General features: G+C 56.2%; 14 protein-coding genes. 10 read left to right on the top strand and 4 right to left on the bottom strand.

Annotated elements, in window-relative coordinates; translation table 11 throughout:
- Positions 1 to 192: 192 nt before the first annotated feature.
- The 8 genes from DNH61_RS18815 (at position 193) to DNH61_RS18780 (ending at position 13464) form a co-directional block, all read left to right on the top strand.
- Positions 193 to 2640 carry a helix-turn-helix domain-containing protein gene (locus DNH61_RS18815; RefSeq protein ID WP_111148232.1) on the top strand — a complete coding sequence of 816 codons (2448 nt, stop codon included), beginning with the start codon at positions 193 to 195 and terminating at the stop codon, positions 2638 to 2640.
- Positions 2641 to 2807: 167 nt separating this feature from the next.
- Positions 2808 to 3785 (top strand): ABC transporter permease, encoded by a 978-nt coding sequence (locus tag DNH61_RS18810; RefSeq protein ID WP_281272418.1) that lies wholly within the window; start codon positions 2808 to 2810, stop codon positions 3783 to 3785.
- Positions 3786 to 3839: 54 nt separating this feature from the next.
- Complete coding sequence (locus DNH61_RS18805; RefSeq protein WP_111148362.1) at positions 3840 to 4691, top strand: carbohydrate ABC transporter permease; 852 nt, start codon at positions 3840 to 3842, stop codon at positions 4689 to 4691.
- A 66-nt stretch (positions 4692 to 4757) separates the two neighbouring features.
- Positions 4758 to 6344 (top strand): extracellular solute-binding protein, encoded by a 1587-nt coding sequence (locus DNH61_RS18800; RefSeq protein ID WP_111148230.1) that lies wholly within the window; start codon positions 4758 to 4760, stop codon positions 6342 to 6344.
- Between the two features lie 143 nt (positions 6345 to 6487).
- Positions 6488 to 7792, top strand: coding sequence for a hypothetical protein (locus DNH61_RS18795; RefSeq protein ID WP_425452278.1), 1305 nt, complete (start codon positions 6488 to 6490; stop codon positions 7790 to 7792).
- Positions 7789 to 10032, top strand: a complete 2244-nt coding sequence (locus DNH61_RS18790; protein ID WP_111148358.1) for a glycoside hydrolase family 88/105 protein — start codon at positions 7789 to 7791, stop codon at positions 10030 to 10032. Before DNH61_RS18795 ends, DNH61_RS18790 begins: the two co-directional genes overlap by 4 nt.
- A complete protein-coding gene (locus DNH61_RS18785; protein WP_111148228.1) occupies positions 10025 to 10783 on the top strand; it encodes a DUF1961 family protein in 759 nt (252 codons plus the stop codon). The genes DNH61_RS18790 and DNH61_RS18785 overlap by 8 nt, the downstream gene beginning before the upstream one ends.
- Positions 10780 to 13464: an exo-rhamnogalacturonan lyase family protein gene (locus DNH61_RS18780; RefSeq protein WP_181438777.1), complete on the top strand. Its 2685-nt coding sequence runs from the start codon at positions 10780 to 10782 to the stop codon at positions 13462 to 13464. The genes DNH61_RS18785 and DNH61_RS18780 overlap by 4 nt, the downstream gene beginning before the upstream one ends.
- 84 nt (positions 13465 to 13548) lie before the next feature.
- Here DNH61_RS18780 and DNH61_RS18775 read toward each other — a convergent pair whose 3' ends face one another.
- From DNH61_RS18775 to DNH61_RS18765, 4 genes are all read right to left on the bottom strand, one after another.
- Positions 13549 to 14736 carry an S-layer homology domain-containing protein gene (locus tag DNH61_RS18775; RefSeq protein WP_146241084.1) on the bottom strand — a complete coding sequence of 396 codons (1188 nt, stop codon included), beginning with the start codon at positions 14734 to 14736 and terminating at the stop codon, positions 13549 to 13551.
- A 100-nt stretch (positions 14737 to 14836) separates the two neighbouring features.
- A complete protein-coding gene (locus DNH61_RS27050; RefSeq protein ID WP_111148225.1) occupies positions 14837 to 18814 on the bottom strand; it encodes a S8 family serine peptidase in 3978 nt (1325 codons plus the stop codon).
- 412 nt (positions 18815 to 19226) lie between these two features.
- Complete coding sequence (locus DNH61_RS26465; protein ID WP_181438776.1) at positions 19227 to 19394, bottom strand: hypothetical protein; 168 nt, start codon at positions 19392 to 19394, stop codon at positions 19227 to 19229.
- A 151-nt stretch (positions 19395 to 19545) separates the two neighbouring features.
- The gene (locus tag DNH61_RS18765) at positions 19546 to 20661 is read right to left on the bottom strand and encodes an AI-2E family transporter (RefSeq protein WP_245948248.1); all 1116 of its coding nucleotides are present in this window, start codon (positions 20659 to 20661) and stop codon (positions 19546 to 19548) included.
- A gap of 933 nt (positions 20662 to 21594) precedes the next feature.
- Here DNH61_RS18765 and DNH61_RS18760 point away from each other — a divergent pair.
- Both DNH61_RS18760 and DNH61_RS18755 read left to right on the top strand, forming a co-directional pair.
- Positions 21595 to 22860 (top strand): AAA family ATPase, encoded by a 1266-nt coding sequence (locus DNH61_RS18760; protein WP_111148352.1) that lies wholly within the window; start codon positions 21595 to 21597, stop codon positions 22858 to 22860.
- Positions 22861 to 22955: 95 nt separating this feature from the next.
- Positions 22956 to 24182 (top strand): RtcB family protein, encoded by a 1227-nt coding sequence (locus DNH61_RS18755; protein ID WP_111148223.1) that lies wholly within the window; start codon positions 22956 to 22958, stop codon positions 24180 to 24182.
- Positions 24183 to 24217 lie beyond the last annotated feature (35 nt).

Here is a 24217-nt window from a genome sequence, read left to right as displayed (position 1 = left end):
AGACACTTAGACTTCCGGCAGGCCAGCACAGTCGCTCTATATTGTTGACCGGGAAGGGCCAGACCTCTGAATTTTGAACAAATATATCTGATTTTTAACGGCTCTTTCCTATTCATGGCACCATATAATTGAAGGAGGTATTCATTTCAATGTAAAATGTAAGCGCTTAACTAATATCGACGGGGTGATTCTGTGAAGTTTAACCAGCTTCTTGTCAAGCTTCCTGAGACAGCATGGCGCAGGTTGGGGGACAGGGGAAGATTCTACCGCCAGAGCTTGATTCTGTTTTTGCTCATCGCCAGTATTCCGGGCTTTATCACCGGTGTCTGTATCTATTTCTTTGGCGTCGGCGGAATGGAGCGGGATCTTAGCGATATGCACAGGGGCCAGGTCGCGGAGCGGGTGCGCAATATTGATGACCAGCTTGCCTATCTGGAGCTGGATTTGTCTCATTGGGCCTTCAGCCCGCGCTTCGGCTCAGAGCTTAAGGAGCTGGATTACGTGTACAGCTTTCAGGAAACCTACGACATTACGAAGACGCTGGTCATTGTGAACGGCTCACATCCGCTGATTGATAATGTCGAGCTGTTCATTGACCGTAAAGATCCGGTGCTGTTCAAGCCCGGCTACTATAAGTTGGCCGACACACAAGTCATACAGGCCTACCGGGGATTGCTGGCGGACCCGCGAAGCATTTATTGGACGGGCCGCACAGTACCGGGAGGCGTCTCTCGGGGCAATGAGAGAGGAGGCGGGGATGCGAGCGGGATCGAAGCCGTGACCCCTGCCGATGCCGCCAGGCCAGGAATGGATGAGCTGACCCTTGAGGCTGAGGCTGCTTGGGAGGATGCTGAGAATGAACCCATTCGGCTGGTTCACCGCATTCCGGGTGAAAGTCCAGCCCCGTTCGGTGTTCTTGTCGTGACGCTGAAGCAGGACAGACTCGCCAGCCTGCTGAAGACGATGACCCCCTACAACGAGGGGGCAACCTTCCTCCTTGATGAGGGAGGGCAATATGTTATCTCGGACAAGTCCGGGGGCAAGGAGCTTCAGGCCCATCTGCGTGAGGAAGTGCTGAAGCGCAAGGAGCGGGCAGGTACCTTCTTGTGGGAGGATGGCGGGGTAACCTATTCCGTATCCTATGGTCCCATGAGACGGGTGGAAGCAGAGTGGACCTACATATCGGCAGCGCCCGTAACGGCGATAACTTCGCCTGTTGTTACCCTCTCCAATATCATTCTGCTGATTAGCACGACGGGTCTGCTGCTTGCGCTGCTGCTCTCCTGGCTTGCATCTCGCCGGATGTACTCGCCTGTGGAGCGGCTTATCAGGCGGTTTGACAGCGATACAGGCCAGGCGCCCAGAGGCTTAGATGAATTTCAATATATAGAAAGTCAGTGGAGTCAGGCCGCTTCGGTCAGGCGCGACCTGGAGAACCGCTTGAATGACCAGCTGCCGAGCCTGCGGACCGGGTTTCTCTTCCAGCTTGTGCAGGGTCACCTGTACACACATTCCGAAGAACATCTGCGGGAGCGAATGAAGCGTTACGGCTGGGAGACGCCGGGCAGCCGGTTCTATATTGTCCACTTTCAGCTGACGGGCTGGGAGCAGGAAGGACGGTTCTCCTACGGGGATGAGAGCCTGCTGACCTTTGCGGCGGCCAACATTATGGAGGAGCTGGCGGCGGCACGGCTGGAGCAATACAATGTTCTCAACTTTCATGATCTTTCGGTTGGCTTGTTCGTTATTATGCCTGAAGAAGATGAGGGTACGGAACTGCTCAGCCAGCTTGCCGGAGAAGTAACATCTGCTGTGAACCGGCTGCTGCGTGTTCAGGTGGCGGCAGCTATTAGCCGGCCGGTGGATACGATAAGCCGTGTTACCGAAGCGTATATGGAGCTTGAACGGGCAGCGGGCTTCCGCCGCCTTATCGGACGCAACCAGCTGCTTAATATGCAGGACCCGGACAATTACGACCTGCCGGATGGCGGGGCGGAGTATCCGTTCGGCACGGAGCTGGAGCTTGTGCAGGCCATGCGCCAGGGCAAACGCGAGGAAGCGGAGGCAGCTGCCGGACGTTTCCTCGGGGAGGCTGTCAGGGCATGCCGGACGGAGACGGAGCTGCAGCAGACGATGCTGCAGCTGCTCGGAAGCATTCGCCACATGATGCTGGAATCGGGTGTGAACCCCCTGCGCCTGTCCGGCGGCGCCAATCTGTTCGGCCGGCTGTCCCAGCTGCGTGATCCGCAGCGGATGCTGAAGCTGTTGAAGGAGAAGGCGATTCTGCCGTTCTTATCCGAGCGGGAGGCACTGGCCGGTGTTGAACTGAGACGGCTGGTTGAGCAGACCATAGAATACATTCAGAGTCATTTCGCTGAGGATATCTCGCTTGAAAGCTGTGCTGATCTGGCCGGCACTAGCTCCTATACGCTGAGCAGGCTGTTCAAGCAGGTTACCGGCGTTAATTTCATCGACTATGTGACCGAGCTTCGCATTAACCGGGCGAAGGAGCTTCTGCGATGCACGGATATGAAGGTTACCGAGGTGGCGGAGGCGGTCGGCTACCAGCAGCGCTATTTTAACCGCATATTTAAGAAGCAGTCTGGTGTTACGCCCACCCAGTACCGCGAGATGGCCTGACAGGCAACAAAGTACAGGGTTGCAAAAGAGTACCACCAAGAGCGGAAAATCCTTATGGAACAAGGATTTCCGCCTGCAAAAATGTAGAATTGTAAGCCCTTACATTCATCCCTCATAATCGGTTCAAGGGGTTGCAACCACACACTCCAAACCGAAAGGATGAGCCGATGAAAACGACGATGCTGCCTGCCGAGCCCGTTATTGCCGCGGAACGTGCGGACCCGGTCCCGGTGAAGAAGAAACGTGGCTTAGCTGGCAGGCTGAAGAAGGACAGATGGCTGTATGTGCTTTTGCTGCCTGGGCTGCTTTACTTCCTTGTATTCAAATATTTGCCCATGTGGGGCGTGCTGATTTCCTTTCAGAACTATCAGCCGTTCATAGGCTTCTGGAACAGTGAATGGGTCGGCTTCGAGCATTTCCGCAACTTCTTCTCCAATCCGGACTTTGGAAGGCTGCTGCGCAACACCTTTATATTGGCCGTCTATGACCTGGTTTTCTTCTTCCCGGCTCCAATCATTATTGCGCTGCTGCTTAATGAGATCCGGGTGGGAATTTTCAAGCGGGTCGTCCAGACGATGGTCTATGTGCCGCATTTCATCTCGATGGTTATCGTGGCCAGCATGACCTATGTGTTCCTGACCACGCAGGGCGGCGTGATCTACGAGCTGGTTGTTCAATTGACCGGCGCCAAAATCAATTTCCTGTCCGATCCGGACTGGTTCCGGCCGCTGATTATTCTGCAGATTATGTGGAAGGAGACGGGCTGGGGCACGATTATTTTCCTGGCGGCATTGGCATCGGTCGATATGGAGCAGTATGAAGCAGCGGTTGTGGATGGTGCGAGCCGCTTCCAGCGGCTGTGGCATATCACCCTTCCGGCCATCAGCGGAGTTATTGTAATTCTGCTTATCCTGCGGCTGGGGAACTTCCTTGATAACGGCTTTGAACAGATTTTTCTGATGACCAACTCGCTTAACCGCACCGTCGCGGACGTGTTCGATACGTATGTCTATTTTGTCGGCATCACACAAGGCGCATTCAGCTACAGCACGGCGATCGGGCTGTTCAAGTCAGTGGTCGGAATCATTCTGATCTTCGGCAGCAACTGGCTGGCCAAGCGGTTCGGCAAGGAAGGGCTCTATTAATGGGAAAGGGGGCGTCTGCTCTTGAGAAGCAAGCATGACTCACTCGCGGAAAAAATGTTCGACGGGCTGAATTATCTGTTCCTTGCGGCTCTGGCGCTGGTCACCGTACTGCCGTTCATCTACATTATCGCCGGCTCGTTCGCAACCGAAGCGGAGCTGTCGGAGCGTTCCTTCTTCCTCATTCCCCGTGACTATTCGCTTAGCGCCTATCATTATATCTTCTCATCGGAGACGATCTTTCGGGGAATGGGGGTGTCGATCTTCATAACGGCAGTCGGCACGCTGGTCAATCTCGCATTCACGCTGACAATGGCTTATTCCCTGTCCCGGCGTGATCTGATTGGCAGGCGGCTGATTATGAATCTGATCATCTTCTCCATGCTGTTCAGCGGGGGGATGATCCCAACCTATCTCGTTGTGAAGGAGCTTGGTCTGCTGGACAGCTACGCTGCAGTTATTTTGCCCGGTGCGATCAGCGCATTCAATCTGATTATTATCCGCAACTTCTTCCAGGAGCTGCCGCCTGGCCTGGAGGAGTCAGCCCGAATCGACGGCTGTACTGATCTCGGCGTGCTGTGGCGCATCGTGCTGCCGCTGTCCAAACCGATCATCGCCACCTTCGGGCTGTTCTACGCGGTAGGCCATTGGAATAATTTCTTCTCTGCGCTGCTGTACCTCAATGATCATACGATGTGGCCGCTGCAGGTGCTGCTCCGGGAAATTGTCATGCTGTCGCAGATGGCGATAGGCGATGTGGGGAGCATGGACCCGAATTATGTGAAGCCGCCCGAGCAGTCGGTCAAAATGGCCGTCATCGTGGTGGGTACGATCCCGATTCTGCTGGTCTACCCGTTCCTTCAGAAGCATTTTGCCAAAGGTATGCTGCTGGGCTCCATTAAGGGGTAACAGCTGTTCATCCGTATGAAGCTGAACACCGGCCTTGGGCCGTAAAACAACCGAGGAGGACGATTCATGAACCTGTATGCGAACAAGAAGGGCCGTAAGGCCAAGGGCTTTGCTGTGCTGTTGTCTGTAGTTATGCTGCTGTCGGTGCTTGCAGCCTGTTCTGGAGGGGGCGGGAACAGCGGCGGGACCCAGCCGGCGGATACGAAGGCCGAGACGGCCGGGGAAGGCGCTGCCGCAGGCAGCACGGCAGAGGAGTCACCGCTGAAGCTGAGCATTATGGTACCGTCGTTCAAGACCGATCTGCCGGATAAGAACAGCCCGGTGCTGAAGGAGCTGGAGTCTTACACGAATACAGACATCACGATGCAGTTTGTGCCGAACAGCTCTTACCCTGACAAGATGAATATTACGCTTGCCTCCGGTCAGCTGCCGTCGGTCATGGTGGTTGACCGCACGCCGAGCTTCATTAATGCAGCACGGGCGGGAGCATTCTGGGAGCTGTCCCCTTACTTAAAGGACTATCCGAACCTCAGCCAGGCGAATGACGTGGTGCTGGCCAACTCCTCGATAGACGGCAAGCTGTACGGCATTTATCGTGCCCGGACGCTTGGACGGATGGGACTGACGATCAATAAGGATTGGCTTGAGAAGGTCGGCATGGAGCCGCCGAAGACGATTGATGAGTTCTACAGCATGCTGAAGGCGTTCAAGGAGCAGGACCCGGACGGCAATGGCAAGGATGATACCTATGGCCTTGTCGTCACGAAGTATGCAGGTCCGTGGGATATCATGCAGGTCTGGTTCGGCACGCCTAACAAGTGGGGCGTGGGGGAGGACGGCAAGCTGGTGCCGACTCATATGACACCGGAGTACAAGGATGCGCTGGCTTTCTTCCGCAAGCTGTATGAAGAAGGGCTTGTGAACGAAGACTTTGCGGTCATGGACCCTGCCGTCTGGATGGACCCGCTGGTCAACGGCCAGGCTGGCGCTGTGGTGGACGTTGCTGATATGGCCCGCCGGATCGACGGCCGGATGCAGGATAAGGCGGAGCGCGAGTCCTCCTATATGTCGGTGCACCAGGCGCCGGTCGGTCCGAAGGGCCATCGGGATATGCCGACACAGGGCTATTCCTCGATGCTTGCCATCTCCAAATCCGCGGTCAAGACTGAGGAGGAGCTGAAGCGGGTGCTGAAATTCCTCGACCAGATCAATGATCCCAAGATGCAGCTGCTGCTGTCATACGGCATGGAAGGACGTCATTACGAAATGAAGGACGGGTTCCTGGTCTCGACTGTTACAGAAGCTGATGTTGCGCTGGTGAAGGAATATGAAGCGATGAATCAGATGCTGATGTTTATCCCGCAGGTTCTTCCGCCTCTGGAGCAGACGGACGTGAATAAGCAGATTGAAGAGGTTTATAAGGCGAACGAAGCGATCATCGTGGCCAATCCGGCTGAACCGCTTGTGTCTCAGGTCTACGCGCAAAAGGGCCAGCAGCTTGACAACATCATCGCTGACGCAAGGATTAAATATATCGTTGGCCAGCTTGATGAGAAGGGCCTGGACGAAGCAATTGCCCTCTGGAGAAGCAGCGGAGGGGACGATTATATTGCTGAGATTAATAAGCTGTATGAGGAATCCAACTCTAAATAAGATCGCTTGTGCAATCTAACGGATAACAAGCAATAGGATGCAGGAAGGATTGCCTGCGGGACACGCGCTGCCGGGCAGCACACTCCCGCAGGCAATGCTGCTGTCAAGGCACGAACAATGAAGGGAGAAGGGCGATGAATACGATGAATACGATGAATACGGTAAGCAGGGATGCGGTTCTGCTGCGCAAGCTCGATATCCGGCAGGCTGGCGTGCGATGCAAGATGCTGCTCGGTGACATCAATGGCGACGGGCGTATGGAGATCGTGATGGTTCAGGCGGACGGGGGCATTGATGACCGGTATGTACCGCATCAGGTGCAGTGTATGACTGCCTATGACCTGGATGGAGGGCTGCTCTGGCAGGTTGGCACACCTGACCCGGATGCCGGCCGGCCCGGTTCGGACTACCCGGCGCAAATATGCGATATTGACGGGGATGGCATCTGTGAAATCGTATGCGTGATGAACAAGCGGTTCCGGGTGCTGGATGGCGCAACCGGAGAAGAGAAGCGCTCATGGGAGCTTCCGGGAGAGGAAGCCCATGACTGTATCGTCGTGGCTAACTTAACAGGAGGCAGTCATGCCGGGGATGTCATTCTGAAGGACCGCTACAAGAAGCTGTGGGCGATGGACCGGGATTTTCGCCTGCTGTGGACGCATGATGGCAACCCGGGTCACTTTCCCTGGGTATTTGATCTGGACGGCGACGGCCGCGACGAGGTGATGGCGGGTTATGATTTGCTGGATCATGACGGCACAATGCTGTGGTCCTGCCAGGAGCTGGAAGATCATGCGGACTGCATTTGGGTAGGGGATGTAGACGGTCAGGACGGCCGCGAGGAGATTGTAGTCGGCGGCAGCGTCACCGTTATGTATGACAGAGAGGGACGGGAGCTCTGGCGGTATGAAGGGTCGATTGAGTCGCAGCATGTGGCGCTTGGCAAGTTTCGTTCTGATCTGCCGGGCCTTCAGGTTGCCGGTCTCGACCGGATGGAGCGCGGGGACACGACCGGCGTGCTGACGGAGTCCGGGAAAGATGCACTCTTCCTGCTTGATGCGCAGGGACGGGAAATCTGGAAGGAAGACCGGAAGACTAGCGGCTGGCTGACCATCATTGAGACCCTCCGCAATTGGGACGGGGGGCCGCTCGACTACATTCTCGCTTACCGGCGGGGAGGCGGTGTCCTGCCAACCCTCTATGACGGATATATGCGGGAAAGCACAGTGTTCCCGGTTGACGGTTACGCGGCGCATGCGGATTTGACGGGCAGCGGACGGGAGCAGGTGCTGATCTATACGGATGAAGCGGTATCGGTTTTTGGCTCGGAGGCTGTAGAATTGACAGCCGCAAACCCGGGCGTTCCGCTGCCTCAGCCGAAGCGGCTGTACAGCTCTACCCTGTACCCAGGAGGGGAGTATCTGTGGAAGGGGGAGCCGGCGGAATGAATGAATGGACGGCCGAGACATACAGCAGCCCGGCGGAGAGCTTCGTTCGAGACGGGAATGACCCCCGCGAGACCATGCAGCTGGTGGCGGAGCGATATATCGCTGATCAGCCTGAAGCGCCGTTCGTATACAGGGGTTATTGGAAGGGCGGATTCCGGCGGGGAAGTGATTTCCGGTACACCTTCGACCTGGCATCCAGGTTCCCGCAGATGCGGGAAGGCCAGGCCGTGTATGTATGGGCGCAGCTCTGGAGCGGGGAGGCTGGCATGCGGCCGTTCAGCATCAGCTGCTTCGGTCCGGCTGTGCTGTATATAAACGGGGAGGAAGCGTTCAAGTCGAATATCGAGCAGGAGGTGTTTCCTGACCGCCGCTACTGGTTCCGGCATGGACTCCGGCAGGGCTGGAACCAGCTTGTGCTGCGGTTCATCAAGACCGGGATCGGCTGCGGGGGGCTCTTCGGCACGGGCTCGATCAAAGGAATGCCGTTTCATGTGATCATTCCCGCAGGAGGACGTGAAGGACAGGAGGGCTGGCTGTTCACAGAGCCGGTTGACTACAATGGCACCGACAGCCCGACGGACGCCCTTCTGCTGAACCCGGCGGTTGCTCAGCCCTCTCCGCTCAAGTGGCTGCCCGAGGCAGCTTGGACGGAAGAGGAGCTGGCAGTCGGCTCGTTTGTCAGGCTGTTCGGCAGGCAGGAAGGGAGGTCGGCTTACGGGTGGTCCCGGCTTGTGGCTGACTGGGATGCCGCTGAGGAGCGGCAGGTCCGGCTTCAAGGGTATGTGGCTGGCCAAGTCCGGGTATTCGTGGGAGGCCTGCCAGTCTATCAATCGGCTGGACCCGAGCGGCGCATGGTCATGCTGGAGCTGCCCGTCCGCGGCGGCACTCATGATGTGCTGATACATGCTGTATGTGCAGGTGGAAACTGGGAAGCAGAGCTGGCGGCTCTGCAGGCTTCAGGAGACTATCAGCTGGTCAAGCCGGTTGAGGTCCGTGGCGCGGACGCGGGACCCTGGCTGTTTCTTGGTCCTTGTGCAGCTGGAGCGGAGCCGGAGCTTGAGGCACTGTGCAGACTGGATATCCCTTATGAAGGGGAAGGGAGTGCCCTGGTATATTGGCAGGCGGACCAGCCGGATACAGTCATCCGTCCTTATGTGGAGACCACTCATTACGGGCGCTGGAATTATCCGCTCGGGGTAACGCTGTACGGCCTGCTGGCGGCGGCCGAAGAGCTTGGACGAACAGACTTCTCCGCTTATGCGCGCCGTCACATCGGTGCGTGCACGCAGATGGACCGTTATGCCTGCCGGGACAGGGAGCTCTATGGCGCACCAGGAATTAATCACCAGCTGGCCGCGATTGACAGCCTGGACGACTGCGGCTCCTTCGGGGCTGCGATGCTGGCGGCGATGGAGAACGGGGAGCTGCCGGGTGCACGTGCCGCTGCTGACCGGATTGCCGGGTACATAAGCCGGCGGCAGGACCGGCTGCCGGACGGGGCGCTGTACCGCGTGCGGGGCAGCACAGATTTCATGCAGCATACGATGTGGTGCGACGACCTGTACATGAGCGTGCCCTTCCTCACCCGTTATGCCGGGCTTACCGGCGATCCGTCTTATCTGGATGACGCAGCGAAGCAGTTCAGGCTGTACCGGCGTTACCTGTTCTTACCGGAGCAGAAGATCATGTCGCATGTCTATGACTTCAAATTCGGCAGGGCGACCGGCGTGCCATGGGGCCGGGGGAACGGCTGGGTGCTGTTCTCCCTGGCAGAGCTGCTAGCTGCCATGCCTGTAGAGCATCAGGACCGAGGCTGGCTGGAAGGGTTCTTCCGTGAGCTGTGCGAGGGATATCTGCCGCTGCAGGATGAGGAGGGGATGTGGCATCAGGTGCTGGATGATCCAGCCTCCTATGCGGAGACCTCCTGTACCTCCATGTTCGTGTATGCGATTGCGAAGGGCATGCGACTGGGATGGCTTGCGGCGGAAGACCGGTACAGGATGGCGGTACAGCGCGGCTGGCAGGGAATCGCCGGCAAGGCAGTTGATGATGAAGGGAATGTATACGGGGTATGCAGGGGATCGGGTTATTCATTCTCCCCGCTTTATTACAAGGAGGATCTGCCCTGGCTGCTTAATGATACCCATGGGATTGGGATTCTCATGCTGGCGGGTGTGGAGATGGCCCGGTTCAACCGCTGGCACAGCTTAAGGGAGAGGGAGGGAGCTACCCATGAATGAGCAGGCGCAGCGCCACGACGGGAAACGGTATAAAACACAGAGCGGGCTGGGGGCTGGCAGGCTGCTGTATGAGAATGCACTGTCGCGGCCGGGAGATGCAGAGGGCTTTGTGATGGAAGGCGACGGGGCTGTCACATTTCCACGCGGCCGCATGCGTCTGGAAAGCATCCGTAGTCCGGAAGACGGCCAGGCGGCTAACATCGTGTACTGGTGTCCGGTGACGCTTCCGGGACGGGTCGTAATTGAGTGGGATTTCTATCCGGTGAATGCCGAGGGGCTTGCGATGATGTTCTTCGCTGCCGCGGGAACTGGCGGGGAGGAGCTGTTTGATCCCCGGCTTCCGGAGCGGAATGGCCCGTATGACCAGTACCGGTATGGCAGCATCAACGCTTATCATATCTCGTATTACCGCAAGAGTAATCCCGAGGAGAGGAGGCTGCAGACCTGCAATTTGCGCAAGAGCAGAGGCTTCCACCTGCTGGCCCAAGGTGCGGACCCGCTTCCGGCTGTGTCATCCGGAAGCGGTCTGCTCGGCCCCTACCGGATGCAGATCGTGAAGAACGGCGGAGAGATCAGCTTCAGCGTTGATGGTATTGAGCTCTTCAGATGCATGGACTCTGGCAGCGGCTGCGGACCGGTACTGGGCGGAGGAAAAATAGGCTTCCGGCAGATGGTGCCGCTTATTGCCGAATACGCGAACCTGCGTGTACATGAGCTGCTGCCGCAAAGCGGAGAGGGGGAGCAGGCATGACCATCAAAACCACGGGGAGGAGTGCGAAGTCTGTTGCAGGTACAGGACCGGGTACAGACTCAGGGACAGGGCCAGCCTTAAGCTGGCTTGGCGGACACAAGCCGGATGCAGCAGCAGGTGTCACCTGGGGGGTTCCATGGAATCGCGGGGAGCTGAAGCGCGAAGATCAGCTTGCCCTGCGGGAAGCCGCGGGGGAGGAGGGCACTGCCAGTAATGGCGCTCCACTGCCGATGCAGAGCTGGCCGCTGGCCTACTGGCCTGACGGCAGTGTCAAATGGACGGCTCATGCGGCTGTCTTCACTCCCGGACAGACGGCGCAAGCCTACCGGGTGGTCCGGTCTGCAGAACAGCCCGCAGAAGTCACATCCTCCGGGGTGACTGTAACGGACAGCACGGCAGAGGTTGTGGTGGACACAGGCGCCATCCGCTGCATTCTGCCGCGCAGCGGGCCTTCCATCATCCGCGAGGTTATCCGCTCCGAGGAAGGCATGAAGGTGTGTTGCGGAGGGAAGCTGACAGGCATCCGCGAGGTACGGATACAGGAACCGGATGGCAGAACGGTCAGGGAAGAGCAGATGGTCAGCGAGGTTGAAGCGCTTCAGATCGAGCAGCAGGGCCCGCTCCGGGCTGTTATCCGAGTGAATGGGCGGCATGTGACAGCCAGCGGCAGAAAATGGCTGCCGTTCACTCTGCGTCTGTATTTCTACGCAGGCTTGGAGCAGATCCGGATCGTCCACAGCTTCGTGTACGACGGCAATCCGCATCAGGATTTTATCCGGGCAGTGGGTTTGGAGTTTGATGTGCCGATGCGCGGGCCTTCTTATAACCGTCATGTACGTTTTGCCGGCGAGGCGGGATGGTTCGCGGAATCGCCCAAGGGATTAATGATGTTCCGGCTGAATCCCCCGTATGATGAGCTGTACCGGGAACAGACAGCGGGGCGCCTAATTGAGCTTACGCCTGATAGAGACGCGAATTTTCTAAAACTCATGGACGACGCGGCTACGTGGAATGATTACAAGCTCAGCCAGCTGACGCCGGATTCCTACACCATGAAGAAGCGGACGGGAGAAGGCTGCAGCTGGATTAAAGCCTCCTCCGGCAGCAGAGCGAGAGGGCTCGTCTATGCGGGCGGCGAGGGAGGCGGTCTTGCCGCAGGCCTGCGGTATTTTTGGCAGAAGGCTCCGTCAGCGCTCGAGGTTACGGATGCTGCAGGCAGTGAGGCTAACATAACAGTCTGGCTGTGGAGCAGGGACGCGGAGCCGATGGACCTGCGCCATTATGACACAGAGACGCATGTGGCGTCGGCTTATGAGGGCGCAGAGGAAATGCGCAGCACACCATACGGCATTGCGAACACCAATGAATGCACGCTGTGGTGCCTGGCCGGTACGCCGGATTCGCAGGAGCTGGACCGCATGGCAGACCTGCTGGAATCGCCGCCGCTCCTGGTGTGCAAGCCGGAGCATTACCATGCTTCAGGCAGCCTTGGCGTCTGGAGCCTGCCCGACCGGAGCACACCGGTGAAGGCTCATCTGGAGGATACGCTGGCTGGATTATACAGCTTCTACGAGGACGAGGTGGAAAGAAGGGGCTGGTACGGCTTCTGGGATTATGGCGATGTCATGCACAGCTACGATTCTGTCCGGCATACGTGGCGGTACGACATTGGCGGCTGTGCCTGGCAGAATACCGAGCTGGCGCCCAACATGTGGCTCTGGTACATGTTCCTCCGGACGGGGCGGAAGGACATCTTCCGCTTCGCGGAGGCCATGACCCGGCATACGAGCGAGGTTGACGTCTATCATATCGGTGAATATGCGGGCCTTGGCAGCAGGCATAATGTGCTGCACTGGGGCTGCGGCTGCAAGGAGGCGCGGATTGCGATGGCGGGCCTGCACCGTTATTACTTCTACCTGACCGCCGACGAGCGGATCTCGGACCGGATGGATGCCGTCCGGGACGCGGACTACGCCACGGTGGGGCTTGACCCCATGCGCGCCTATTACCCGAAGGATCAATTTCCAACCCACACACGAAGCGGGCCCGATTGGTCGGCCTTCTGTTCGAACTGGCTGGTGCAGTGGGAACGTTATGAAGATACGGCTTATCGTGACAAAATGCTGCGCGGAATAGCCTGTCTGAAGCAGATGCCGGACCGGCTGCTGACAGGCCCTGTATTCGGCTATGATCCGAAAACAGGCGAGCTGCAGCATATGGGAGACGAGAACTGGGGCCATCATCTGATGATCTGCATGGGCGGCGCACAGATATGGATGGAGATGGCGGAGCTGCTGAATGATCCGGAGTGGTGCGACATGGCAGCGGAGTATGGAGCGTTCTATACGCTGCCGCCGGAGCGGAAGGCAGAACTGACTGACGGCCGCATTCAGGGCGTGGATTGGAACATTCCGATGCTGGCGACGTCGATGATGGCGTATGCGGCAGCCCGCCGGGATGACCGGCAGCTTGCAGGGGAGGCATGGGAGCTGCTGCTGCGGGGCGGCGACCACTGGTTCATAGCAGGGCCGCCCGAGCCGCTTGAAGTACCAGCGCGGGAGTATATGAAGCGAATGGCCGGGGTGCCCGGCATCTCGACGAATACGGTGTCCCAGTGGTCCATTAATGTGATCGTCTGTCTGGAGCTGATCGGCAGGTGGCTGGATAACGGGCAGGAGTAATCATCTCCACAAAAATAAAGCAGAGTGCCGTTATCTGGCTCTCTGCTTTTCCTTTTGCCGGAAAATCGCTGCACCCGCCTTATATTACTGCTTCAGCATCAGCCGGTGAATCATGACACAAACCTCGGCTCTTGTGGCCGGATTCTCTGGTGCGAACCTGCCGTTGCTGCCACCCGTTACAATTCCCGCTGCGGCCAGCTTCATGATGGAAGCGCGGGCCCAGTGTCCGGCCTTCACATCGCTGAAGGCTGCTCCCTCTGCAGCAGCTGCCGGGTTATCCAGGAGTCTTGCCAGAATCGTTGAGATTTCCGCGCGGGTTATCTTGTTATTCGGCTTGAAGCTGAGGGCGCCTGTTGCCTTGTCCTTGTAGCCTCCAACAGCACCTGCTGCAGCGGCAGCTGTTACCGCGTCGTAATACCAGTCTTCCGGCTTGATGTCAGTCAGTACTGTTCCGCCCGCAGGCTTGATTTCCAGTCCCATGGCTGCAACCAGCAGCTGAACGAACTCCGCCCGGGTCATCGCCTGCTTCGGGCCCATGGCATTGTGCTGGTTGCCCTTCAGCGCGCCGTAGTCCGTTAAGGCGGCGATCGCTTCCTGAGCCCACGGCAAGGATTCGATTTCCTTCGCATCCGAGTAGGCAGCGATGACCTCGGACGCAGTCCGGCTCTTGCCTGCCGGAGCGGCAGTGCCGACCTCCTCAATCTTCTCGGTTGGAGCCTTGTCCGATCCGATGTGGAAGGTCAGGCTGTTATGGGCATGCTTGACATTAACGCCTGCCAGCTCCGGAAGAATGACCAATGAATTTGTCATCTGGAAGGTGGAAGCCCCCTCCTTCAGCGCTTTGAAGGTAACGGAGCCGATCTTGCCGCTGCCTGTGAAATAACCGCTTTTGCTTTTGGGCGGAAGCGTCTGGGCAAAGGCGATTTTCCCCTTCTTGTCCACGGAGTTGCTCCAGGTAATCGGCTTGCTGGCTTCGGGGAACAGCTTCGCTTCCAGCTTGCCTGTGCTTCCGTCCATTACCGGCTCGACCAGAGCAGGATCAAAGACCAGGTGGAATTCAATTCCCTCTACGCGTTTGTAGTCGCCGACAAAGCCCTGCATCCAGAAATCCGCCTGGAAGGTGTCGTTTACCTTTGGGTTGGTGTCCGACAGCACGACTTTGAGCTGCGGCGTCTTAACCGGATAGGCTTGTCCGGCTGCAGCGGCGGCCGGGAATGGAAGGGAGCATAGGAGAAGTGCGAGAAGCATGATCCATTTCAACGATTTGTTCAAGAGTAGAACCCCTTTCAGTAAGCAGCAGGATGTATGGAATGAAAAGGACCGGCGGGGCACAGGCCCCACCGGCAGTTAGGTTAGAACAGCTTCGGAAACGTTACTCGTTTTCGCCGTAATTTTTGAGGATATACGAGATATCCAGGATGTTGACTGCGCCGTCACGGTTGATATCTGTCTGGCCAATGGACTTGGAGGACCATGGTGCGGATTTGCCAAAGGCTCTTGCCGCCTGGTTAAGGTCAGCCAGATCAATAACGGCATCGTTGTTAACGTCACCCGCAGTCAGCGGTCCGAAGCTTACGCTCTTCGCTCCGTCAACCTTCACGGTTTCCGACTTGCTGATGTGACCAGGTACGACAACGCGGATCGTGTACGTTCCAGCCGGTACGCTGATCGCATACGTGCCGTCCGCTTTCACAGTGCCCATCTTCACAACCTTGCCGGAAGCATCCAGGGCTTCAACAACTACCTGCAGCTTGCCGTCCTCGCCTTTGTACCATACGTCATCGAAGTTGACCTCATCACCGAATGCCTCGGCACTGATGCTGCCGCTGATCATGTGTTCGCCTGGTCCAGGGCCCGCAGGCTCCTCAACCACCTTCACACTGCCTCCGTTAATGGTGCCGGGCTGGATTTCCTGGCCTTCGCTTCCAAGGAAGCGCACATCTGACAGCTGGAAGTCATAGCTTCCCTTGACAGCTGCCGAGAAATTGAATTCCGCCAGTGTTCCGCTGCCGGTGAAGCCGCTGACGTCACCTACCATGGACAGGATGTAATCCGCACGATGCTTGCCGTTCCCGAGATCGACCAGCTTCTCATCATAAATGAGGGACGCGCCCGGATTAGCCTGTTCCAGATAAGTGGCCATCGTTACACTTGGCTTGACCGTTCCTTTCGTGAGTGCTGTGTCATAAGTCAAACTGAACTGCGCGGAGTACAGATCCGTCAGCTTGGCAAATTCGACCTCCACCGTGAAAGGATCACCAGCCTTGACATCTGCTTCAGGTGTCTTCACGGTTACCGATGCATCGGTCGGATCCGGGTTGGCTGTTGATGTATACGTAATGACTTTGGCAGGTACCGTCATGCCATTGCCTGCCTGGTCATAGACGTATACTTCGTAGATATTATCTCCTGCAAACACAGGAACAGGGATCGTGAACGCGCCATCTTCCGCAATTGTTCCATCGGCCTGCAGCCATTCCCCGTTACGCTCGTACATGGCTCCTGCTCCGATGCCGGAGTATTCGCCGAAGATATCGATCAGCAGATCGGAATCAACCTGGCCGGTAATAACTGCAGAATCCTCGGTAACTTTGCTCAGCTTCTCATCAACGGAAGCCTCGGGAGCACCCGTGTCAACGACGAAAGGTACGAGTTCATCATCGATAGGCTCAATATCCCCGCCATCGGTACCGGCCCACGGCACCATCACATACAGGGAATCGGGAAGAACCGATATTTCTCCTTCTTTGACGACTTCGCCGTTCCAGCCGCTCAGCTTGTAGCTTCCCGGTTCAAGGCCGTCTGTTTCAAAAATGGTTCCCAGCCATTTGCCGGTAGCATCATCGTAGGCATCAAGAGAAACATAATCATTCTTTGCGTTCACATTAAAGGTGATTGCCGAGGTATCAAGCGAACCATCCTCATTAGGAGAGAAGATATCCGGCGTAATCTCAACGTCCGACACAACGCTTGGCAGCTCGATCGTTTCCATCACATAAACAGCTACCGGGATGCGGAGGACGCGTTCTCCCGCGGTCTCGGTCAGGATGACCTCGCCTTCGTACCGGCCGTCAGGCATATCAGTATCAATGGCTAAATCAACTTCGAAGGAGGAGGTTTCGCCGGCTGCTGCTGTAACCTGGGCGCTGCTCGCTGCCAGGCTGCCTGGAGCAGTACCGTACCATACCGTTGTGATGTCATAGGAAACGCTCTTGCCGCTGATGTTCTCAACATCAACCGTACGGGATGCTTCGCTGCCCTGCTTCAGGACACCGTAGGATATGCTGCCCGTATGATATTCAGTCAGTTCCTCCGAAGCAACAGCTGCCGTTGTTTCCCGGACCATGGCAATTGCGTTTGCTTCCAGGACGGAGCCAAGATCAAGGCGTCCGGCGCCCTGCACCATGTGTGAATAGCGCTCACTGCTGCGGTCCTGCAGTTTGACAGCGGTGTTCATCATAAGCGATTTTATTTGGTTAGGCGTCAAATCCGCGTCATGGTCAAGCAACAGTGCGGCAGCACCGGCTACATGCGGAGCGGCCATGCTCGTTCCCTGGAAATAATCATATGCATATTCATAATTGCCGTCGAAGGCAGGAACGGAGGAGCGGATGGATACTCCTGGAGCGGATATATCCGGTTTGATTTCATACTCCGGCAGGGCAGGGCCGCGAGAGGAGAAATCAGCCATCTCGTCGCCGGGATCTTCATAGCTGCCGAACCCGGTCAGAGTGAAGGTTCCCTCGCCTGCTTTTTCTAGGGCTGCAAGCAGCATTCTGCCGTCGCTTCCCTTCATGTCAAAGGTCGGGATGTACTTCGGCGAGTCTTCCAGCAGATTGCCGGCATGACCCTCCAGATCGTCGCGGTTGAAAATGATAGCTGCAGCAGCGCCGGCTGCTTTGGCATTGGCGATCTTCTCTGTGAAAGCAATTTCGCCGCGCTTGATGAAAGCAATTTTACCGGTTAAGTCCTTGCCTGCAAAGTCTTCTGCTTTACCAAGCCCGGTGTAAACCAGCGGCAGACTCTTGCTTTTCAGTTCTTTATAATTGCTGTCCGATTTATAAGCCATAACACGCAGATCATAAGAGACCGAATCGGTCAGTGAGGATTTGCCGTCCGCGAGCGGAACGGTTCCAGGAGGTGTTGATGCCCCAACAGAGATGGCCAGCTCGGAGGTCGCCGGCGTGCCCGTTGTAGCGTCTCCAGGGCCCGCATTGCCGTTCGATGTAACAGTGACGACTCCAGCCAGTACGGAGTTGTTAAGAGCAATGGAATCAGCAGAGAACTGGTCGTTAATTTCGTCACCGAGCGACAGGTTGATGACGTCCATGCCGTCTTCAACAGAACGCTCAATAGCCGCTATTACATCCTCCGTCGTGCCGCTGCCGCCAGGACCCAGAACGCGGTATGCGTACAGGTCAGCGCCAGGTGCTACCCCGCGCACCCAGCCGGTAGAGCCGTCCGGATTCTCGGGATTTCCTCTGCCGAGTACCGTGCCGGAGACATGCGTACCGTGATTGGTAGCTGCTTCAGGATCATTCGGGTCTGGCTGTGTTTCCATTGGATCTGTATCATCGTCTACGAAGTCGTAGCCGCCTTTGTAGGCATCCTTCAAGCTGGGGTGATTGTAGTCGACACCCGTGTCGATAACGCCAACCTTAATGCCTTCGCCATCGTAGCCGCTGTCCCAGTAGAGGCCTGCACCGATATGGGGGGCGCTGTCATTCATCAATGGCTGCACTGTCATGGGGTCTACTGTGTAAGTATGGGAAGGGTAGACGGCCTTGACCCCAGGAAGCGCAGTCAAGCGGTCCACCTGGTTAGCCGGCAGTGTCATGGAGTAGCCGTTGAATACCTTGGTGTACTTATGCTTCAGCTTGGCGCCCGGTAAGCGGCTGGCTGCAGCTTGGAAGGAAGCCTGTTCCTTGGCGATAACGGTCTTATGATTGCTGGCAGCTTTCATCTTTCCTTGCTTCAGCTGCGCTTCATGCACCGCAAGCGGCTCAGATTGCAGCTCTACAATAACGGTAACCGATTTGCTGCTTTCCGATGAAGGGACGAAATTAAGCGCCGCAGACTTGCTTTGCACGGCGGCTGCAGCCTGATCCCCGCTTATTTGCTCAAGCTTGTAAGAAGCTTCCTCAGCAGAGCTGCTCTCGCCAGCGAGCCGAAGCTTCTCGTCTGTCTGCTTGAGAGTAAACTTGCCGGGAAGCTGCAGCTCCTGACTGGAAATTTGGGAGATCAGTTGTTTCCCTTCCGGTTTGGCGGCAGCAGCAACGCCTGCGCCCTGTGCGGTCAACGATACGAGCATTGCCGCGGTTAATAGTCCAGCTATCTTTGCTTTTTTCAATACGTTCACTCCTTATTCTGTATACTGTGTACATTGCTTTGCCTGTGCCTGACTCAGGGAGCGATGGATAAAACCGAGCTTGTCCCACCTTTCTCATGCATACAGCATAGTTATGTAATATAACCTGACCGCAAGGTTCAGGACTCGGCTTACTGTGTTATGATATCTAACACATACTTTCAGCCGTTTTCCAGTATTATACACCCTCTGGATACATCCCGTAACTGGGTTTTTTTGTCGATTTTTTGTACGACAAAATAAAACACCAGTCTACAAAGGGGATTGTAAAATTTTCAGGTTGCCGGCAAAGCCGCTTTTAGAGTGTCAGGATACATTACGTATCAATAATCAAGCAAAAAAAGCCCACTCCTTATCCAAGGAATGGACTTTCACGTAAGCTTTCATGAATATTTTAATCCCGGAAAAAGTAAGTGGCTGCTCGCTCCGCAACCTGTTCTTCCTCCTCTTTCTCACCGTAAAACACCTTATCCATCTCAATGTTGACTTGTTCGGTTTCGTTCTTATCGGATACACTGCTAAATTCAATTCTCGGTTTCTTGTCCTTATCCTTGTCCGCCATGCTCTGTTCACCTCCAATCCGCAGGAGGCTTCTACACATATCGTCCCTCGGACGGCTGGACGTGCCTGCGGATTTTATCTTCTCTAGCATTGCCCTGGCGGAGGCTGGATAACCGGATAAATTATGGCTTATTCAGTTTCTGCTTGCTTGGCTACACTTCCACATCATGCTTGCTGCCGGCAATCTCTATGGTCCCGCTCTCCTTACTGCGCTTCCAGATCTTGTATGCATGCTTGGCGATAATACGGACAACCATGTACATCGGGATGATGAGCAGCATGCCTACTATTCCGGCCAAGTCTCCGCCCACGAGCAGCAGGGCAACGACCGTGACAGGATGCATGGCCAAGCTTTTGCCATAAATGAGCGGTGAAACGACGTTATCCTGAATTTGCTGAGCAATGAAGATGATAATAACCGACCAAAGCGCCATCATGGGTGATTCGATTAGGGCTACAATAACAACCGGCACAGTGGCCAGCAATGCGCCAATGTAGGGGATAAAGTTAAGGACAATAGATACCAGGGTGAGCAGCAAAGAATAGGGCAGATCGATGATCAGAAAGCCAATGTACATAAAAACGCCCAATGCGACATTGACGACAACCCTGCTGACGATGTAGCTGCTTAAAGCCTCATCGATTTCTTCAAGCGCCTCTCCGCCTTCAGCGCGGTAGCGCCGCGGTATCATAGCTTCCAGCCTGGGCTGCAGCTTGCCGCCCTCCTTCAGCATATAGAAGAGCAGGATGGGAGCGGTGGCTATAACAATCACGAAGCTGGAAACGAACGAGACGACACGGGTCATATAATCGGAGGCGCCAGTAATGAAATTGTTCATGTATTCGCTTGCTCTTGTCCACAGCTCACTCTGCTGGGGAATAACGCCGTTAACCATGTCATTCTCCATGAAGCTGTTCACCTGCCGGGTTAAGTCATCCGCAATCTCCGGAGCTTGATCGATGAAGCTCTCAATTTGCTCGCGCAGCGGCGGCCAAACCCATATGCCCCCAAATACCAGAAGGGCAGCCGTGATAATGAACAGCAGAGGGACGGACCACTTGCGATGGAGGCCAAGCTTATCCAGCCATTTGATTAGCGGCCGCAGCAGATAGTAGAAGAAGCCGGCGAGCATGACCGGTATGAGCAGCAGATTAACAAGTGATACGAGCGGACGGAAAATAAAGCTGACCTTTGTGCCGAGATAGAGGATCAGCAGGATGCAGATAATTCTCAGACACCAGCGAAAGAACCGACTTTGCAGCAGCATGTACAGCCCCCCGTTTCTGTTTCTTCCTACTTACCCCTGGGCCTCCCGATTGATTCATGCGGGTTCAGCAAGCAGGGATCGCAGCAGGTTTATAAGCAGATGCCAGCGGTTCATTGTATAAGAGATTCAGGCGAAATAGTCGATAATTATTCATAATATTGGTTGACAAGCTTGAAAATGGCGTGCTACGATGTGTTCATTCTTACGACGGACGAAAGGGAGGTATGGAAAATGCGGAGCGTAACATGGACCTACGTGCAGCTGACTTTTGGCGATCAGCCATACGTGCAGGCTATCCATACCACCCCCGCGTCACGGACGCAGCTTACTGGTCTTCATGATTGATCTATAACCCGGCATCAGCCGGCATATCGGTTATTCAAACATGTGAAGAACGATACAGGCTGCGCTCCCGCAGCCTTTTTTCTATGGATTTTGGCCCTGGTGAGGGGCTGAATCAGGAAGAGAGACGGGGCGAAGCAGCTTCTTAACTATATTGAACAAAGGAGGCGGGTACAGTGACACTGCAGGAGAGGACAGCTGCAAAATTATATAATGAGACAGTATTGCTGCGGGCAAGCTGTTCTGCGGGAACGCGGTCAGACAGGCTGTACCTGCCTGCCGGCCGGGACGCAGAATGTCCGGTTTAAAGCATGGCGCTTATTTGGAGAAGGCTGCTTGTTCCTTGGAGAGCAGTGTTATCCGGCACCCAAGACTGTCTCGCATGATGCGGGATGGTCTTTTTTTTTGATATTCACCAACTACGAATTATATACCGGAAAGAGGATAACGACTTATATGACTAATAAAATGAACTCGAGCATAAACAGCACGCAGACAGGCGGCAGAGAAGCCCAAGCCGTGAACAAGCCGGATAAGGCTGCAGGAAAACAGGCACAAGCGGGAGATTGGAAGCCGGCCCTGGCGAGTCTGATGACCTACGGCGATAAGACGGTTCATGACCTGCCGCAGTACAATAATTATGCCGTGGCGATTGACCGGGTGAGTACCTTGCTGGAGAAGCGGTTCGGTTCTCCGTTCAATCTTTACTTCAGCGAGGATTCGGGCAGAAATGAATTTTGGGACCTGCTTGAGGAGGATATCCGCATAGGCAGCAAGGATGTCGAATACATGGCTCAGGTTTTCGACCGGATTGAGGCGAGGGCTTTCGAGTACCGCTCGGAACCGGACGATACCGGATACAGGGTTTACCCGGCGCTTCGCAACAATCTGTTTGCATATCCCGAGTGGAAGGTTGCGCTGGCGAAGGTGCCGGCCTTTAATGAGCATGGCGTTTACTGCGAGGATTATATTTTTGCGGAATCGGATGCTGCGCTGCATGCCTTCCTGGTGCATATGCAGAAGCGGGGCAGGGAGTCGGACCGCAGCAGGGTGACCGTGTTTACTGATGGGGAGCACGGCATTGTCCGGCATCAAGAGCCGATCACGCGGGCGGTTTCCAGAGAGCAGGTGCTGCTGCATGAACCGCTGAAGCGGGATATCTTCCGATCGATTGATGAGTTCTTCCTGGAGGACCGCGCATTCTTCCAAACGTACGGTATTCCCTACAAACGGGGGGTTCTGCTCTATGGCAAGCCGGGGAACGGCAAGACGACACTTGTCAAATCCATTGCGGGAAGCGTTCAGGCCCCAGTGGCATACTGGCAGATTACCGAGCATACCTGCAGCGGCTCCATTCAGGAGGTATTCGAGGAGGCAGTGAAGCTGGCTCCGATGGTGCTCGTCATTGAAGACATTGATTCGATGCCGGAGCAGGTCCGCTCCTTCTTCCTGAATACGCTGGACGGGGCGACATCGAAGGAAGGGATTTTCCTGATCGGAACAACGAATTATCCGGAGAAAATCGATCCGGCGCTGATGAACCGGGCGGGACGGTTTGACCGTGCCTATGAAATCAAGCTGCCGGATACGGCTCTGCGGGCATCATTCATGCAGCTGAAGGGCTTCGAGAAGCTGATTGGCGAAGAGCAGGCTGCAGAGGCGGCACGTCTAACTGAGCAGTTCTCGTTCGCTCAGCTCGGCGAGCTCTATGTGTCGGCGGCTCTGCAGAAGCATTACGAGGGCCGGGTGGATATGAAGGGTTTGATCAGCCAGATGAAGGAAGACCTGCACAAGGGCAGGACGAATGTCTGGGTGAAGGAAGGTGCTGACGGGCGGGTCGGATTTGTAACCGCCTGATCGGGGCTTTAGGCATGCCCCAGGCAGGTGGAGCCAGGGGGCAGCTACCGTGACCGGAAGCAAGCAATAATCATACAATGGAGGGTTTTCTACTCATGGCTTATCAAGTTATAGATGGAGTACGGGTATGGGGTTCGCCCGATCCAGGGGCTCTGCTGCAGGCGTTGACCTGTTCACAGACAGGCAGTGTCGTCAGGACACTGCTGATGGCGGACCATCACAAGGGCTACAGCCAGCCGATCGGCGGTGTCGTGGCCTATGACGGGCAGGTGTCGCCATCAGGTGTCGGCTATGATATCGCCTGCGGCAACAAGGCGGTGCGCACCAATCTGATGGCAGCTGATATTCGGGCACAGCTTCCGAAGCTTATGGATGCTATCGGGGCGCGGATTTCCTTTGGCGTAGGCCGTGTGAACAACGAGCGTGTGGATCACGAGTTGTTCGATGATCCGGATTGGGATGTATACCGCCGGATCGGACGACAGGAGCACGACAAGCTGAAGACGCTGGCGCAGAGCCAGCTCGGCACGGTCGGCAGCGGCAACCATTTTGTCGATTTGTTCGAGGAGGCGGCAACAGGCCGGCTGTGGGTGGCGAACCACTTCGGGAGCCGTGGCTTCGGGCATAAGACAGCGAGCGGTTTCATTAATCTGGCAGCCGGACGGGAATTTTCCGCCAAAGCGCCGGGCGAGACAATGGACCAGCCGCCTGTGCTGCTGGATCTTGCTTCAGAGGTCGGTGACATGTACGTGCGGGCGATGATGCTCGCAGGCCGCTATGCCTATGCAGGACGTGATTATGTCATCGCACAGGTGCTGGATATCCTCGGTGCAGCTGCAGATTTCGAGGTGCATAATCATCACAATTTTGCCTGGAGAGAGCGGCATGAGGGCCGTGACTGCATGGTCGTCCGCAAGGGAGCGACTCCATCGGCACCCGGGCAGCTCGGCTTCATAGGCGGCAGCATGGGAGATATATCAGTCATCGTCCGCGGCAGAGATACTGCCGAGAACCGGGATGCGCTTTACAGTACGGTGCACGGGGCGGGCCGGGTGATGAGCCGGACACAGGCCGCGGGCAAGATGAACTGGAAGACGCGCACCCGCTCCGGAGGAGCGATCAGTCAGGAGCAGATGCTTCATGCAGTGAAAGACTACGGGGTCGAACTGCGGGGCGCCGGTACAGACGAGAGTCCGTTCGTGTACAGGAAGCTGCAGGAGGTGCTGGATGCGCACAGCGAGACCGTTGAGGTGCTCCATGTATTGAAGCCGATCGGCGTCTGTATGGCGGGTGCGAATGAATTTGATCCGTATAAGGATTAACAGGCGTTAACTAACGGAATGGATAGAAAGAAGGA

Origin of the sequence: Paenibacillus sambharensis, from assembly GCF_003233845.1 — a bacterium.
In the GTDB taxonomy this organism is placed as follows: Bacteria; Bacillota; Bacilli; order Paenibacillales; family Paenibacillaceae; genus Paenibacillus_I; species Paenibacillus_I sambharensis.
The sequence above is the reverse complement of the archived record's forward strand: the minus strand, read 5'-3'. Positions and strand labels throughout refer to the sequence as shown.

What these genes read in the sequence shown, in the direction of transcription:
- DNH61_RS18810 (WP_281272418.1), top strand. Translation starts at nt 2,808, where the DNA reads ATGAAAACGACGATGCTGCCTGCCGAGCCCGTTATTGCCGCGGAACGT.
- DNH61_RS18805 (WP_111148362.1), top strand. Translation starts at nt 3,840, where the DNA reads ATGTTCGACGGGCTGAATTATCTGTTCCTTGCGGCTCTGGCGCTGGTC.
- DNH61_RS18800 (WP_111148230.1), top strand. Translation starts at nt 4,758, where the DNA reads ATGAACCTGTATGCGAACAAGAAGGGCCGTAAGGCCAAGGGCTTTGCT.
- DNH61_RS18795 (WP_425452278.1), top strand. Translation starts at nt 6,488, where the DNA reads ATGAATACGATGAATACGGTAAGCAGGGATGCGGTTCTGCTGCGCAAG.
- DNH61_RS18790 (WP_111148358.1), top strand. Translation starts at nt 7,789, where the DNA reads ATGAATGAATGGACGGCCGAGACATACAGCAGCCCGGCGGAGAGCTTC.
- DNH61_RS18785 (WP_111148228.1), top strand. Translation starts at nt 10,025, where the DNA reads ATGAATGAGCAGGCGCAGCGCCACGACGGGAAACGGTATAAAACACAG.
- DNH61_RS18780 (WP_181438777.1), top strand. Translation starts at nt 10,780, where the DNA reads ATGACCATCAAAACCACGGGGAGGAGTGCGAAGTCTGTTGCAGGTACA.
- DNH61_RS26465 (WP_181438776.1), bottom strand. Translation starts at nt 19,394, where the DNA reads ATGGCGGACAAGGATAAGGACAAGAAACCGAGAATTGAATTTAGCAGT.
- DNH61_RS18765 (WP_245948248.1), bottom strand. Translation starts at nt 20,661, where the DNA reads ATGCTGCTGCAAAGTCGGTTCTTTCGCTGGTGTCTGAGAATTATCTGC.
- DNH61_RS18760 (WP_111148352.1), top strand. Translation starts at nt 21,595, where the DNA reads ATGACCTACGGCGATAAGACGGTTCATGACCTGCCGCAGTACAATAAT.
- DNH61_RS18755 (WP_111148223.1), top strand. Translation starts at nt 22,956, where the DNA reads ATGGCTTATCAAGTTATAGATGGAGTACGGGTATGGGGTTCGCCCGAT.